Here is a 15,720-nt window from a genome sequence, read left to right as displayed (position 1 = left end):
AAATGATTTTAGAGGAGTGAATGTACATAATGAGCAACCGTTATGCAGTAATTCTAGCAGCAGGTAAAGGGACTCGTATGAAGTCTAAATTGTATAAGGTGTTACACCCAGTTGCGGGTAAACCTATGGTAGACCACGTTTTGACTAGTGTGAATGACGCTGGGATTGATGAAGTGGTGACAATTGTTGGTCATGGTGCGGAGGCGGTCCAAGAGTTATTGGGCGACCGTACGGCTTATACAATACAAACGGAGCAGTTGGGTACTGGTCATGCGGTGCAACAAGCGGCGAGTGAATTGGCTGATAAAGAAGGTACGACTTTAGTTATTTGTGGTGATACGCCTTTATTTACAGCGGATACGATTGCGCGTTTGTTAGATGTCCATGAAGAGGCCGGCTTTAAAGCGACGATTTTAACTGCACCTGCTGATGATCCGACTGGTTACGGCCGTATTGTCCGTGATAAAGAGGACCAAGTGGTGAAAATTGTTGAGCAAAAAGATGCCAATGATGCTGAAAAATTAATTACTGAAATTAACACAGGGACTTATGTCTTTGATAATGCCTTATTATTCGACGCTTTAAATAAAGTCGGTAATGACAATGCGCAAGGTGAATACTACTTGCCAGATGTGATTGAAATCTTGAAGGAAGCTGGCGAGGCTGTTGGGGCCTTCCAAATGGATAACTTAGATGAGTCCCTTGGGGTAAATGACCGTGTGGCTTTAGCGCAAGCTAACAAAACCATGTTTAAACGTATTAACGAATACCATATGCGCAATGGGGTAACGATTGTCGACCCTGATGCGGTTTATATTGAAGCGGACGTTGAAATTGGCGCGGATACAGTGATTCAACCAAATGTATACCTTAAAGGGGATACTGTGATTGGTGAAGATTGCCATATTTATTCAGGGACAACAATCCGTGATTCTAAGATTGGGGACCGTGTGAAAGTCCGTGCTTCTGAAATTGAAGAAAGCCAAGTGAAAGATGGCGTGGATATTGGGCCAAATGCTCACTTACGTCCGGCATCTGTTATTGATGAAAATGCCCATATCGGAAATTTTGTGGAAATTAAAAAAGCACATATTGGTGCAGGCACTAAGGTCGGTCATTTAACTTATATTGGTGACGCAACTTTAGGCAAAAATATCAATGTTTCTTGTGGTGTGATTTTTGCAAACTACGATGGTGTGAACAAACACCATTCAACAATCGGGGACAACTCATTTATCGGGTCTGACGTGACGATCATTTCACCTGTAAATGTTGAAGCCAATGCATTTTTAGCAGCTGGTTCAACGATTACCAAAGATGTCCCAAGCAAGGCTTTAGGGATTGCCCGTTCTCGTCAAGAAAATAAAGACGGTTTCTGGGATAGATTACCAATTGGTAAAAAAGACTAATCCTGCAAATATTTTAACTAAATTCACATTTTTCGATTCGCTATTTAGCTAACAATCGTCGTTCTTCTATGGTAGAATAGGGATGATAAGAGTGTCTGAGCATTCAGTATTGTGGAGGGAAAAAAATGTCAGAATCTATAGTCGATCATGGACTAAAAATCTTTTCATTGAGTTCAAACAATGAACTTGCTGAAAAAATTGCAACTTCAATGGGCGTAGAGTTAGGTCATATTTCAGTGTCACATTTCAGTGATGGTGAAATTAAAATTGCGATTGAGGAATCTATTCGTGGGGACAATGTTTATATCATCCAATCAACATCTGACCCAGTAAATGATAACTTGATGGAATTATTAATCATGATTGATGCTTGTCGTCGTGCAAGTGCCGAAGAGATCAATGTTGTGATTCCTTACTTTGGCTACGCCCGCCAAGACCGTAAGGCACAACCGCGAGAACCAATCACAGCGAAATTAGTGGCGCGTATGATGGAAAATGCTGGTGCAACTCGCATCCTTGCGTTAGACTTACATGCTGCGCAAATCCAAGGTTTCTTCGAAGTGCCAGTAGACCACCTATACGGTGCGCCATTACTAGCAGAATACTTCTTAACCAATGACCGTTATACCGATTCAGACATCGTTGTTGTTTCACCTGACCATGGTGGGGTAACACGTGCACGTAAACTAGCTGAATTCTTAAAAGCACCGATTGCCATTATCGATAAACGTCGACCTAAAGCCAACGTTGCTGAAGTGATGAATATTGTAGGCGATGTTTCTAATCGTCACGCTATTATCATCGATGACATGATTGACACAGCGGGTACCATTACCCTAGCTGCATCAGCAATCAAAGACGCGGGCGCATTATCTGTTGTGGCTTGCTGTACACACCCAGTATTATCTGGCCCAGCAATCCAACGTTTAGAAGACTCAGTATTAGACGAAGTGGTCGTTTCCGATTCAATCTACTTACCAGATGAAAAACGTATCGATAAAATCAAACAAGTAACAGTATCTGAATTAATCGCGGAAGCCATTGTACGTATCCACGAAAATCGTTCAGTATCACCATTATTCAACGAAAAATTCGAAGGCATGCACCACGTCATTGAATAAGCCTTTTGATGAGTAAGTGATAGATAAATTGAAAAAGGGCAGTCCTACCATTGCTGGCGGGACTGCTCTTTCATTGTCTTGGAAATTCCCATGTGTAGAAATCTTGGAGTGGTATGCTACAATGGGTTTATTGTAAATTATTCAGGTGCTAGAAAAGTGGCAGTCCCTTGGTAAGCACGCCGAGCGTTTGTCAAAACATTTTATATTGGAGGAAATTTATGTTTAGTAATTTTATGATCGGGTTTAATGCAGTCATGCCGATGTTAATCTATATGCTTTTTGGGCAATTTTTTGCCCAAGCGGGGATGATTAAACAAGAATCCTTTCAAGACTTTAACAAAGCCTTATTTAAAATTTTGCTACCAATCAACTTATTCACCAATATTTATAAGTCTGATTTCAAGCAATCATTCAACGGCTATGCCTTGACTTATATTTTTGTCATCGCTTTAATCCTGTACTTTATGCTAGCCTTTATTATTCCAAGGGTATCCAATGACCGGACCCGTTACGGGGTGATGCTACAGGGGTCAGTCAGAGCGAACGCCATCCTATTTGGTTTACCCTTGGGGACATCTCTATTAGGTGAAGAAAATTTGGGGATGGTGACTATTACCTTGGCCATCATCGTGCCGTTCTGGAATATCATGTCGGTCGTCGGTTTTTCTTTATATTCAGAAGATAAGGTGTCTTTTAAACAGATGGGTAGAAGTATTATCACGAACCCAATGGTGATTGCCACGTTCATTGGTTTGATTGTTATCTTACTGGGTCTACAATTTCCTGAAGCCATCAATACTTCTTTAACCAACATTAACCGAATGGTATCACCGCTTGCCTTGATGGTCATGGGGGGGACTTTCTCTTTTAAATTGAAAGATGTCGATTTTGCCTTAATCTTTACGGTAGCCAATAAATTGATTATTATTCCTTTGATCGCAATTACCCTCGGTGCTATTCTAGGTTTTAGAGGGGATGCAATCGTTTCTATCCTGATCGCCTTTGCAGGTCCAACGGCTGTATCGTCTTATGCTCAAGCCATTGCAGCGGACGGAGACGGGGACTTAGCCAACCAAACAGTGGTGTTTACGACCATCTTTTCTATGATTACCTTGGTATTCTTGATTGCCTTGATGAAAACATTTGGTTTATTCTAATAAAACAGTAAGCAAAAACCCCCTAAGTCGCGGAACTTAGGGGGTTTTATGTATTAATGAGCGTCTTGTAGTAGAATGCGTTGGGTAATTAGAAGTCTAATTTTGCCCAAGCTGTTTCTAAGGTATCGCGTAATTTAGTTGCTGACAAGTCCATTTGTTGTTGTTCGTGGTCGTTTAAGTCAGCTTCGATGACACCACGCATACCTTCACGGTTGATGATAGCTGGAGCACCAATATAAACATCATTTTGGTTGTATTCGCCATCTAGGTAAACAGATACAGGTAAGATAGCATTTTCGTCATTTAAGATAGCTTTTAAGATGCGGACTAAAGATACACCAATACCGTAGTAAGTTGCGCCTTTTTTCTCGATAATCTTATAAGCCTTGTCACGTACGTGGTAGAACAAGTTCACTAAAGCTTCTTCGTCTATTGCTGAAGTTTGAGATACCCACTCGTAAATTGATTGGCCACCAATGTTTGCGTGTGACCATACAGGGAATTCAGTGTCACCGTGTTCACCCATGATGTAGGCGTGGACGTTTCGTGCGTCAACATCTAATGTAGTGGCTAATTCTTGACGGAAACGGGCTGAGTCTAAAGACGTACCAGAACCGATGACGCGGTTAGCAGGTAGGCCAGAGAATTTCCAAGTTGCGTAAGTTAAGATATCTACTGGGTTTGTTGCTACTAAGAAGATACCGTCAAAGCCTGAAGCCATAACTTGATCAACCATGATCTTGAAGATACGTAAGTTTTTATCCACTAAATCTAAACGTGTTTCACCAGGTTTTTGTGCAGCACCGGCAGTAATGACAACGACATCAGCGTCAGAACAGTCATCGTAAGTTGCCTTGTAGATTTTCTTAGGAGATGTGTAAGCTAGGGCGTCGATAAGGTCTAATACATCACCTTCAACGCGGTCTTCGTCTAAATCGATAATTCCTAATTCTCTACCAACACCTTGAATTACAGAAGCGTATGCAAATGCAGATCCTACAGCACCATCACCAATTAAAATAACTTTTTGACCATTTTTTGACATAATATATTCTCCTTAACTTTTTGTCTCTTATAGTGTACGAAGCAAACCATATGGTAAATGTTCCATTAACCCGTGCAAAGCTAGTGAACAATCGGTTTAAAAATTAGCTTGTTGATTAGTTAGTGAAATATTTAACATAATCATACCATCCTGTTTAAAAAAATCAATAGGTTTTTATCATTATTTTTCAAGTATTTTAGTATAATTGGAACTTTATAACGCTTGTAAACGGATACAAAAGCTTGATATCAAGTGTTTTTAAAAAATATAAAAAACTGTTACATATGTAGTTTGAATCTGTACTAATAAAAATAAGAAACTTTGTGAAAAGTTGCGTAAAGCGTTCGTAAATGAAACAATATTGTTTCGAACTTTAGTCAATTTCTTGTAAAAAGGGGACGGTGATGATGGTGGGCGACCACTTTTAAATGGGCCTCCACCCCTATTATGGCAAAAATGTATCCGCTTTCCAAGTAAGACCTCCTAAAGTCGCAAAAATTGGCTACTATAACACGTGAACAAAATGAACTAGCGTTCACTGTGCACAAGGACCAGGCTTTTATCTTTCAAGCCGAGGGGCTCTTTGTGGTATAATAAACCTATCGAATATATAGGCGCTGTATGGGCTAACTCGCTAGGGGCGAGTGAATGCCTGTGCAGGTTTTTGTGTGTTAACAAGGATTTGTGCTACGAATTTAGAGTCTATTATCGAGATGACGATTGGCAAATAAAGGGCAATGCACTATTATAGATGAATTTGAGTTTGACTTATCGATAACTAGAAAATACCTATACAACATGACAACAAGTATTTAAACGAATATTAGAAGCGAAAACAAGGAGCTATCAAGAATGAAATTAATCGTCGGATTGGGTAATCCAGGTAAAAAATATGAGGGCACACGACACAACATTGGCTTTATCGCTTTAGATGAATGGGCCTACCAACATAATGAGACTTTCAACAAAACAGGCTTTAAAGGGGAATACTTTGAAACTTTTGTTAACGGGGAGAAAGTGATTTTCCTAAAACCAACTACCTTTATGAATAATTCAGGAGAAGCGGTTGGCGCTATGGCCAACTATTATTCAATTCCAGTAGAAGATATTTTAGTGGTTTATGATGATTTAGATATGGATCCAGGCCGGATTCGTTTACGTCAAAAGGGGTCTGCTGGTGGACACAACGGGGTGAAATCACTGATTGCCCACCTTGGTACCGACAAAATTCGCCGCATTAAACTAGGAATCGGCCATCCGGGTAAAGAAGGGACCGTTGTCAACCACGTCCTATCAAGATTCCCTAAAGAAGACCATACCCCAATGCTTGCTGCTACGCGTGCAGCGGTTGAAGCCATTGACTACTGGTTAGCAGGCAATTCTTTTGAAGAAACCATGACCAACTACAACAACTAGCCAAGAAAAGGAGGGAGACCGCTTGGATTTACAAACATTTTTCTTGCAGGAATCTCAAAATGAATCATTTAAACAACAAGCCAAATCAGGTCAATCAGTCCTATATCTAGGCCTTCAAGGGGCCAGTCGGGCTTATATGGCTAAAACCCTACTGAATTTGGCCAGCGAGCAAAAAGTAGTCATTGTAACCAACAATCTACTGCAAGCCGACCACTTTTATAATGACCTACAAAGTGACTTTTCTGATGAACAATTGCATCTCTTTAATGTGCCAGAATCTGTGGCTGCTGACTGGGCGATTGCCAGTCCAGAAGCCTTAGCCGACCGGTTGAATGTTTTAAATTGGGCGCGTGACCCTAAAGCGACTGGTGTCCTAATCACGCCTATGTTTGGTTTGAAACGCCTATTAACCCCAACTGAAATTTGGGACAACACTCGTTTACTAGTCAAATTAGGGGACGAATTAGAACCAGCTACCCTAGTTCAACGTCTGTTAAATCAAGGTTACCAACGGGCTGAAATTGTCATGACCCCAGGTGAAATGAGTCAACGCGGGGACATCGTAGACTTTTATCCTATAAATGCCGAATATCCAGTCCGAGTATCTGTGGGCTTTGACGAGGTAGAACGGATTTCAACTTTTGATCCCAACACTCAAAAATCCCTGCAAGACCAACCAAGTATCAACATCCAACCGTCGCAAGAATTCATTGTCTTGCCGCAACAATTACAAGCCCAAGCTGATGCCTTCCAAAAACTGATGGCCAAGTCGTTGGCTAAGATAAAGGACGACGTGGTTAAAGATTTAGCGACTGCCGTTGTTAACGATGAAGTCCTTGCATGGAAAAATGGCGAAACCACGGAAAACTCTAAATACTTCCACCGGTATATGTACCCAGAAACCACGACCATCCTTGACTATATTGGCGACCAAGCTTTCTTGATTTTGGACGACTATGCGCGTCTAATCCAAGAAGAGGCTACTTGGACCAGCAATACCGAAATGTACTTACAAACCATGGTTGAAATGGGGCAATTACCGGCTCAAGTCCAAGTTTATGCTGACTTTAAGGAAGGTATTCAAGCTTTTAAAGGTCGTAAATTTTACTTTTCAGTATGGCAGCAAGGGCTAGGGTCACTGAAATTCGATGGGCTGTACCAGTATCAAACGCGAATGATTACACAGTTTTATGACCAAATGGATGCCCTGAAAATTGAACTAGATGCTTGGATTCGTACAGGTCGAACAGTGGTTATCATGTTAAAAGACAAGGACAGGGTGAAAGAAGTCCAAGCCATTTTGCGAGAAATAGATGTAGCGGCTGAAGCGACGGACGAAGGGAATATCTTCGCCAACAAGGTTAACCTAATTGCGGGCGGCTTATCAGGATCGATTGAATTCGTCCAAGAACGTTTAGTCTTACTGGCTGAAGCGGATATCTTCCATACCCAGAAGAAACGACGCAAGGCTAAGAAACCGCTGATTTCAAATGCGGAACGGATCAAAAACTACCAACAATTAGAAGTTGGGGACTATGTGGTTCATGTTAACCACGGGATTGGGCGGTATACTGGTATTGAAACTATCGAGTTTGCCGGCACCCACCAAGACTACTTGACCATTGTCTTCGCCGACCAAGCAGCTATTCATGTGCCGATTGACCAAATCGATTTGGTTCAAAAATATGTGTCTGCTGAGGGGCGTGAGCCTAAATTAAATAAAATGGGCGGTAGCGAATGGGCGAAAACCAAACAGAAGGTGTCCAGCAAGATTGAAGATATTGCGGATGAACTGATTGAATTATACGCCTCTCGTGAAGCACAGAAAGGTTTCGCTTTTAGTCCAGATACTGCTGAACAGGCCGAATTTGAAAATGCCTTCCCGTATTCAGAAACCGATGACCAAGTCCGGTCGATAGCTGAAATTAAGAAGGATATGGAAGTAGAGAAACCGATGGATCGATTACTCGTTGGAGATGTCGGTTTTGGAAAAACGGAAGTCGCTATGCGAGCTGTCTTTAAAGCTTTAATGGAGGGTAAACAAGTAGCTTTCTTAGTGCCTACGACTGTTTTAGCCCAACAACATTACGAAACCTTCACTGAACGGTTTGCAGACTGGCCTTTTGAAATTGGCTTATTATCTAGATTTAGAAGCAAGGCCCAACAAAATGAAACCATTGCGGGCTTGAAAAAAGGGCAAGTGGATATTGTGATTGGTACTCACCGCGTCCTATCTAAAGATGTTGAATTCCTTGATTTAGGGCTATTAGTGGTTGATGAGGAACAACGGTTTGGGGTGAAGGCCAAGGAAAAATTGAAGGCCTTAAAAGCGAATGTAGATGTGTTGACCCTGACGGCGACACCGATTCCTCGTACCTTAAACATGTCTATGCTAGGGGTTCGGGACTTATCTGTTATTGAAACACCGCCAGCCAACCGGTATCCCGTCCAAACTTTTGTAATGGAGCAAAATTACGGGGCAGTCAAAGATGCCATTGAACGAGAAATTGCTCGAGATGGTCAAGTTTTCTATCTCTTTAATAATGTGGCCCAAATCGAAGAGAAGGCGGCCTTTATCAATGAGTTGGTCCCTGAAGCGAGGGTGGCCATTGCCCATGGTCAAATGACTGTTGCCCAACTGGAAAATGTCATGATGGACTTTGTTCTTGGTGAGTTTGATGTTTTAGTGACGACAACCATTATTGAGACAGGTGTCGACATTCCTAATGCCAACACCTTACTGGTTGAAGGAGCCGACCGGATGGGGCTATCTACCCTCTACCAATTACGGGGCCGGGTTGGACGGTCAACTCGAATTGCCTATGCCTATTTCATGTACCGGCCGGACAAGATGTTGTCTGAGGTATCTGAAAAACGCTTGATGGCCTTACGTGATTTCACGGAACTAGGGTCTGGTTTTAAGATTGCCATGCGTGACTTGTCCATTCGTGGGGCAGGTAACATGCTCGGGAAACAGCAACACGGCTTTGTTAACTCAGTCGGTTTCGACCTCTATTCACAAATGCTACGTGAAGCAGTCCAACGTAAACGAGGCATTTTACCGGCTAAGAAAACTGAGCCAGTGGAAATATCACTTTCTATTGATGCTTATATTCCGCAGAGCTATATCCGGGATGAGCGACAAAAAGTCGAGATTTATAAACGGGTGCAGGCCATGACCAGTGTAGATGAAATGTGGGACTTGGATGATGAGTTGATGGATCGATACGGTGAACCACCAATTGAAACGCAACTGTTACTGCAAGTGGGTGCTATTAAAGCGGCGGCCGATAAGATCGGTGTGACAAGCATTAAACGCATTACTGCTAGCAACACCATAGAAATCCTTTTCCACGAAAATCTTGAACAAAAAATCATGACACCAGCTATCTTCAAGGCATTAGAGGACAATCCTTTACGCTTGGCGATTAAGCAAGTTGGGGCTGCCTTAATGATCAGCCTAGGTTTAAACAAGTTGTCTACTGAAGAATGGTTGGACTACTTACTGCAATTTACAACCAAGTTAGCTGATGACGAAAAAGTAGTCCAAATGAAGGCGGACCAATTGGCTAAGGAAAAAGCTGACTACGAGAAATCCCAAGCCTTAAAAGCTGAACAAGAAGAGGCGGCGAGTAAAGCTGCTGTAGACGCACAAGTGAAGGCTGCTGAAAATGAAGCTAATCAAACTGGTTTAGATGCAGAAAATAATCAAGCAGGTGACTAGATGGTGAAAAATGACGATTCAAAGGCAAGGTCAACGGGCCAAGTGGCCATGCAAGGGGCTGCCGTTCTAACGCTCGCAGCCTTAGTGGCTAAAGTATTGTCTGCTATCTACCGGGTTCCTTTACAAAATATGGTCGGTAACGAAGGTTTCTATGTCTACCAACAGGTCTACCCAATATACGGAATAGGGATGACCTTCGCTTTAAATGGTTTACCATCTTTTATTGGTAAACAGGTCGCCCTACAAAATAACCACAAGCAAAGTAAATCTTTGTTGAAGAGATACGCAGTCATTGTGTCGGTTTTTGCACTCGCTTGTTTTGCCCTGATTTATTTTGGGGCTGATTGGATTGCAACTATGATGGGTGATGGTTTATTGGCGCCTGTTATCAAAAGTGTGTCTTTTATGTTCCTCTTGATGCCAGGTTTACTCCTGTCCAGAGGTTTTATGCAGGGGCGTAATCTTATGACCCCAACCGCTATTTCGCAAGTTGCCGAGCAATTCGTTCGGGTGGCAGTCATTTTAACTGTCGCCTTCATCTTTAGCCGGATGCAGGTGACTGACAAGAATCCAGATGTCTACCAGATGGGTTTTTGGACCATGCAGTCAGCTTGGATTGCCGCCGCAGCTGCTTCGATCGTCATGGCTTATTACCTGTTAGATTACCGCGAGAAGGCCATGTACCTAGACTTTTTAGCCGGGCATTACGGGTTAGGTCAAGCGAGTGAGACTGATGATGCTACAGGATTATCTTGGACTAAATTAACCAAAAACTTTGTCACAGAAGGCTTTGTTATTTGTTTCTTCTCAGCACTATTGGTCTTTTATCAGCTGATTGACGCCTTTACCGTTTACGACCAATTGGTAGATAATGGAATTGCGACGGCGGTAGCCAAGGATATGAAGGGGATTTACGACCGCGGCCAGCCCATCGTCCAACTAGGCATGGTTGTGGCCACATCACTTGCCACTTCATTCTTACCCGCCCTTGCTTTAATGAAAAAGGGTGACCGCAAGCAAGCTGGCGAATTTGAAATTGTCAGCAGACAATACCTGCGGGTGACCCTCTTTCTCGCCACTATCATTACGGGCGGATTGATATCGATCATGCCTCAATTAAACCATTTCCTATTTGCTAGTTCTGCTGGCTCTGAGGTCTTAATGGTTTATGTGATGATGGTTATCTTCGCCAGTCTCGTATTAGGGCAAAATAATATTCTCCAAGCCCAAGGGCAGTGGTATAAAGCAGGTATTGCCTTTATGGTCGGCATGCTGGTTAAAGGGATATTTACAGCGAGTTTAGTTGATTTTCTAGATACGGCAGGCGCCGCCTGGGCGACCAATTTAGGTTTAGCAGCTATGATCATTTACCTAAATTGGACCTTGCCTAAGGAAGTACGTCTGGTTAAATGGGGGCGAGTAGCCTTTAAAGCAGGATTACTAGCTGTTTTAATGGTTGCGGTGAACTTTACTTTAGCTTACTTATGGCACCAAGTTTTAGGGATAGCGCCGGAACGGTTGATGGATACCTTGTTGATGGGGATTCAAATCTTTGTAGGCGTTATGTTGACGATGGTTTACTTACGGAAAGACCCGATATTAAGCCAAGTCGATTGGGAAACCTTGCCAAAAGGCGAGTTGATATGGCGGCTATTGCAGGGATAAAGCGTAGTGAATTAGTACACGTTCCCGAAATGGGAAAGGCGTCCCCTATACGGAAATGTTGTTTCCAATAGGGGTATAGTCATTTTGCCTAGAGAATCATTAAAGCTTGTAAGGGGATAAAACCTCGGAAAAGCTAGCAAATTCCTAGCTTATTGGTTAAGGACTAGGCGCAAACCATGGTATACTAGATTTAAGATAAGTATGGAAATGGTTTTTGTGGATTAATTTAGAGAAGATTAAAAGAAACTAGCCGAAATTTCAAAAAAATACGTATATAATAAAGGAGCAAGATTTTTGCGATTAGATAAATTTTTAAAAGTATCCAGAATTATTAAAAGACGAAGTGTTGCTAAAGAAGTTGCGGACAAGGGTCGGATTACCATTAATGGTCGTCCAGCTAAGTCAGGTACAGATGTTAAAATCGGTGACGAACTGGTGATTACATTTGGGAATAAAGACCTGACTGTTCAGGTTGAAAACTTGAAAGAAACAACACGAAAAGATGAAGCGGAAAATATGTTTACCATAGTTGGCGAAAGTTACCACGAGGATCAGGAAAAAGGTAGTCTTTAGTCTTGATTTATGATGGCGCTAGCTTTGAATTATTGTTATACTATTTAAGTATATGATTGACGGATTCAAAGCAACCACAGAAAGGGGTTTTTGCTATGCGGCCAGAAGATCGTCCCGACCGTGAAAGCAAAAAAGTGACATCATTAGCAGAACACCGTAAAGCAAAAACCAAGAAGTGGTCACGAAAACCAAGGACCACAGCTGATTGGATTACAAGGCTTATCGTTGGTATCTTCGCTGTTGTGACCTTGGGTTGTGTGTCGACTGCTTATGCAGCGCACAAGGACCAACAAGGCGTTGAAGAACAAATTGCTTTAACTGAGGATGAAATTGCCGGTGAACAAAAGGCGATTGACACCTTAAGTCAACAAGCATCCTTACTGAAAGATGATGAATACGTGGCTAAATTAGCGCGGTCACGTTATTACTTAAGTAAAGATGGGGAAGTTATCTTCAGTGTACCTGAAGATAACGCTTCTAAACAAGCTGAAATCTTAAATAAGGCTTATTTACAAAATCAAGAAAATAATGATGAATAAATTGCGATAACAAGGTAAACTAGAAATAGCTTTACTCGTCCGGATAAAAATCCATTTACCGGATGCAAGAATTTCAAGGAGGATATTTGGGATACATGGCAATTGAAGTAGGAAATAAAGTTACCGGAAAAGTTACAGGGATTACAAAATTTGGTGCATTTGTTGATTTAGGAGAAGGCAAAAATGGTTTAGTCCACATCTCTGAAGTAGCTGAAGGCTACGTGAAAGATATCAACGATGTCTTATCGGTTGGAGATGAAGTAACTGTTTTAGTGACCAATGTAGCTGATGACGGTAAGATTGCATTGTCAATCCGTCGTTTAAACGCAGATGGCGCAAGCAAACCAGCGTCTTCTAATCGCGGAAACAACGATGGTGGCGGTCGCGACCGTGGCAACCAAAACTTCCGTAAAGATGACAACCGCGACAACCGTGGTGGTGGCTATCAAGGTAAACCAAAATCAAACAACCATTCAGGTGGTCGTTCAAACTTTGGTGGCGGGAATTCATTCAAGTCTAACGCTGGTAATAAAGCGGGTACAAATGATTTCGATAGTTTGATGTCATCATTCTTAAAAGATTCTGATGACCGTTTAACTTCTTTAAAACGTAATACAGAAGGTAAACGCGGTGGTCGAGGCGGCCGTCGTTCTTAATAAGATATAGTGGGTCGTAACTAAGGTTACAGGCCCAAAACTAAGTGTAGACACTTATTGAGAGGGGTCTGTGGCAATTTGTCGCAGACCTCTTTGATGTTTAACCGTGTCTATGATAGAAAGGGATACCTAGAGAATATTCGGGAAAGTAAAAACTTAGGAAAGGAGCGGTATGTAATGGGTGAAAATGTACTAAAGATAGTGGAAGACTGGCTACTAGCTACGAAAGACCGGTTGAAGTCGCAACTACCGGCTAACTATGTGCCAATTGATGGGCAGATCCCCTTTCTATTGGCTGTATCTGGTGGCGTCGATTCTATGGTTTTGTTGGATTTGTTTCACCGCTTAGGTCAAAAATCATTAGTGACTTTTTCAGTAATCCATATTAACCACCAGCTCCGTCCTGAATCAACGGCTGAGCAAGATATGGTCATCAAGTTTTGCGAGGACCGAGACATTCCTATCCAAGTAGTGGCTTGGGACCACGATGACCCGCAGAATCCAAATCGGTCGGAATTGGCGGCACGCGAATTCCGATATGCGGTCTTTGAGCGGATGATGGTCTTGACCAAGTCACCTTTCCTAGTGACTGCCCACCATCAAAATGACCAGGCGGAAACAGTCTTGATGCGGTTGGTTCATGGCGGCCGCTTGAAGAGTATTGCCGGCATTCATCCCTACCGGCCAATTCCCTTGGACCAGGGCTTGCAGACGGGCTATGTGCTCCGCCCCTTGTTAAGTGTGGATAAGGCTGATTTATATGACTATGCAATGGCGTGGCAGATCCCTTTTAGTGAGGACGCGTCTAATCTTGACCTGTCTTATACCAGAAACAGGTTTAGACAGCAGTATCTGCCGGAATTGGAGTCGGAAGATGGCACTCTTATCGACCATCTGGGCGACTTCGCCTTGGCTGCTCAAGCGACTAGCCGGTTTGCGGAGGCTTATATGGACCAAGTTTTAAGAGATGCCTTGACGAAGAAAGATGACACTTGGCAAGTTGATCTGCCTACCATAGCGGACTATGACTTGCCTGAACAGGTCTTGTTGTGGCAACGATTGTTCGACCGAACGAGGGTTGCCGCCTTGGCTGCCTTTACGCAAGACGGCTTTAAGCGGATGGTGGCTTTCTTACAAAGCGAGAATGGGCAAGCTGAGTGGCGGTTGCCCGGAGGCTACCGCCTGGTCAAGGTGTATGATACGGCCTATATTCTGCCCAGTGGCCGGTCTGATTTCTTAGCAAGTGCTGGTGCCACCGGTAAAATGACTGAGCAAGTTTTAAGCTGGCAGGACTGGGTGGCAGTAAGCGACCAGGTCAAATTTGGTTGGTTTGACGAGGACCAAGCGGATGCTTATTTGCACCAGGGGTCTATTTTGTTGGCTGAGGTGGGTGTTGACGTTAGCTTAACTGTGCGCAATCGCCGTCCCGGAGATTTTATCAGCCTCTCAAACGGTCATCGACAAAAGCTAAATCGCTTTTTAATCAACGAAAAAGTCCCATCTGGTATCCGAGATGATATTTTTGTGTTAGCGGATTGCCAGCAAGAGGTGTGGGGCCTCTTTTTCAATGGAGAGGTCTTATATGTAAACCGGAGTGGTGCGGGGGCTAAAGTATTGGTAAAATTTTAGGGGTTTTTGACGTATTTGTTGGCGTTTAATGGTAAGATTGATATAATACTTTTCGCTTATTGAAAGTTTTTTAGGGTGGTTTTTCTGCGCTAAAGGGGCTAGATTTGGATGAGTAGTCTTAATTAATTGCTATTAAATTGGGTTGTTTGCTAAAATAACCTAGAATTATGTGAAATGAAATGTGGAGGATTATAGGCATGCATAAAGATGTAGAGGAAATTTTATTTTCTACTGAGGAAATTGCGGAACGTATTCAGGTGTTAGGTGAGGAATTATCGGCGGATTATCAAGATAAAAACCCGATTGTGGTTGGTATATTGAAGGGTTCTGTCCCATTCATGTCTGACTTGATTCGTGCAATGGACATTAAATTACAAATTGACTTTATGGATATTTCAAGTTACGGCGGTGGGATTGAGTCATCAGGTCAGGTGAAAATTTTGAAGGACTTAGATGCAGACGTATCTGGTCGTCACGTGATTATTGTTGAGGATATCGTGGATACTGGTAATACGCTAGCAAAAATTCATGATTTGTTCCAACACCGTAATGCAGCAAGTGTGAAGGTGGTAACTTTACTTAATAAACCTGAACGCCGTACTGCAGATGTTTCAGTGGATTATATTGGTTTTGAAATCCCTGATAAGTTTGTAATTGGTTATGGTATGGATTTTGACGAAGAATATCGCCAGCTACCTTATATCGGTATTTTGAAGCCTAGTGTTTACGCACATTTATTCCATAATTAGTGAGTTTTTTATATTTATAACTATTCGATGGCTACTT

Annotated in this window: 12 protein-coding genes; 11 read left to right on the top strand and 1 reads right to left on the bottom strand. The window is 42.4% G+C overall.

Annotated elements, in window-relative coordinates; genetic code table 11:
- Positions 1–29 precede the first annotated feature (29 nt).
- From glmU to ACUW85_RS03370, 3 genes are all read left to right on the top strand, one after another.
- Entirely contained in the window at positions 30–1,409 is a 1,380-nt protein-coding gene (glmU, locus tag ACUW85_RS03380; RefSeq protein WP_182023173.1) for a bifunctional UDP-N-acetylglucosamine diphosphorylase/glucosamine-1-phosphate N-acetyltransferase GlmU, read from the top strand.
- 125 nt (positions 1,410–1,534) lie between these two features.
- Positions 1,535–2,530, top strand: a complete 996-nt coding sequence (locus ACUW85_RS03375) for a ribose-phosphate diphosphokinase (RefSeq protein ID WP_111856584.1) — start codon at positions 1,535–1,537, stop codon at positions 2,528–2,530.
- A 218-nt stretch (positions 2,531–2,748) separates the two neighbouring features.
- Positions 2,749–3,687 carry an AEC family transporter gene (locus ACUW85_RS03370; protein ID WP_003143121.1) on the top strand — a complete coding sequence of 313 codons (939 nt, stop codon included), beginning with the start codon at positions 2,749–2,751 and terminating at the stop codon, positions 3,685–3,687.
- Between the two features lie 88 nt (positions 3,688–3,775).
- Here the strand turns inward: ACUW85_RS03370 and ACUW85_RS03365 are convergent, their stop codons facing one another.
- On the bottom strand, positions 3,776–4,732 hold the full coding sequence (locus tag ACUW85_RS03365) for an L-lactate dehydrogenase (protein ID WP_182023172.1): 957 nt from the start codon (positions 4,730–4,732) through the stop codon (positions 3,776–3,778).
- An 852-nt stretch (positions 4,733–5,584) separates the two neighbouring features.
- Between ACUW85_RS03365 and pth the strand changes: the two genes are divergently transcribed.
- The 8 genes from pth to hpt all read left to right on the top strand — a co-directional run bounded on the left by pth (position 5,585) and on the right by hpt (position 15,683).
- A complete protein-coding gene (gene pth, locus ACUW85_RS03360) occupies positions 5,585–6,148 on the top strand; it encodes an aminoacyl-tRNA hydrolase (RefSeq protein WP_016896536.1) in 564 nt (187 codons plus the stop codon).
- A 22-nt stretch (positions 6,149–6,170) separates the two neighbouring features.
- A complete protein-coding gene (gene mfd, locus ACUW85_RS03355; RefSeq protein WP_182023171.1) occupies positions 6,171–9,872 on the top strand; it encodes a transcription-repair coupling factor in 3,702 nt (1,233 codons plus the stop codon).
- Positions 9,873–11,537 (top strand): putative polysaccharide biosynthesis protein, encoded by a 1,665-nt coding sequence (locus ACUW85_RS03350; protein ID WP_182023170.1) that lies wholly within the window; start codon positions 9,873–9,875, stop codon positions 11,535–11,537. It begins immediately after the preceding gene.
- Positions 11,538–11,831: 294 nt separating this feature from the next.
- Complete coding sequence (locus ACUW85_RS03345; RefSeq protein ID WP_048727786.1) at positions 11,832–12,110, top strand: RNA-binding S4 domain-containing protein; 279 nt, start codon at positions 11,832–11,834, stop codon at positions 12,108–12,110.
- A gap of 95 nt (positions 12,111–12,205) precedes the next feature.
- Positions 12,206–12,649, top strand: coding sequence for an FtsB family cell division protein (locus ACUW85_RS03340; protein ID WP_034258092.1), 444 nt, complete (start codon positions 12,206–12,208; stop codon positions 12,647–12,649).
- Between the two features lie 95 nt (positions 12,650–12,744).
- Positions 12,745–13,305 (top strand): S1 domain-containing RNA-binding protein, encoded by a 561-nt coding sequence (locus ACUW85_RS03335; protein ID WP_026465813.1) that lies wholly within the window; start codon positions 12,745–12,747, stop codon positions 13,303–13,305.
- A 177-nt stretch (positions 13,306–13,482) separates the two neighbouring features.
- Positions 13,483–14,934, top strand: a complete 1,452-nt coding sequence (tilS, locus tag ACUW85_RS03330) for a tRNA lysidine(34) synthetase TilS (RefSeq protein ID WP_182023169.1) — start codon at positions 13,483–13,485, stop codon at positions 14,932–14,934.
- Positions 14,935–15,131: 197 nt separating this feature from the next.
- Positions 15,132–15,683 (top strand): hypoxanthine phosphoribosyltransferase, encoded by a 552-nt coding sequence (hpt, locus tag ACUW85_RS03325; RefSeq protein ID WP_182023168.1) that lies wholly within the window; start codon positions 15,132–15,134, stop codon positions 15,681–15,683.
- Positions 15,684–15,720: the final 37 nt, after the last annotated feature.

Source organism: Aerococcus sp. 150760013-2, assembly GCF_053627715.1.
This window is presented reverse-complemented; position numbering and strand designations above follow the sequence as displayed.

Coding starts and splice junctions, on each gene's coding strand:
- ACUW85_RS03365 (WP_182023172.1), bottom strand. CDS start 4,732: ATGTCAAAAAATGGTCAAAAAGTTATTTTAATTGGTGATGGTGCTGTA.
- ACUW85_RS03375 (WP_111856584.1), top strand. CDS start 1,535: ATGTCAGAATCTATAGTCGATCATGGACTAAAAATCTTTTCATTGAGT.
- hpt (WP_182023168.1), top strand. CDS start 15,132: ATGCATAAAGATGTAGAGGAAATTTTATTTTCTACTGAGGAAATTGCG.
- glmU (WP_182023173.1), top strand. CDS start 30: ATGAGCAACCGTTATGCAGTAATTCTAGCAGCAGGTAAAGGGACTCGT.
- ACUW85_RS03350 (WP_182023170.1), top strand. CDS start 9,873: ATGGTGAAAAATGACGATTCAAAGGCAAGGTCAACGGGCCAAGTGGCC.
- tilS (WP_182023169.1), top strand. CDS start 13,483: ATGGGTGAAAATGTACTAAAGATAGTGGAAGACTGGCTACTAGCTACG.
- ACUW85_RS03370 (WP_003143121.1), top strand. CDS start 2,749: ATGTTTAGTAATTTTATGATCGGGTTTAATGCAGTCATGCCGATGTTA.
- pth (WP_016896536.1), top strand. CDS start 5,585: ATGAAATTAATCGTCGGATTGGGTAATCCAGGTAAAAAATATGAGGGC.
- ACUW85_RS03340 (WP_034258092.1), top strand. CDS start 12,206: ATGCGGCCAGAAGATCGTCCCGACCGTGAAAGCAAAAAAGTGACATCA.
- ACUW85_RS03335 (WP_026465813.1), top strand. CDS start 12,745: ATGGCAATTGAAGTAGGAAATAAAGTTACCGGAAAAGTTACAGGGATT.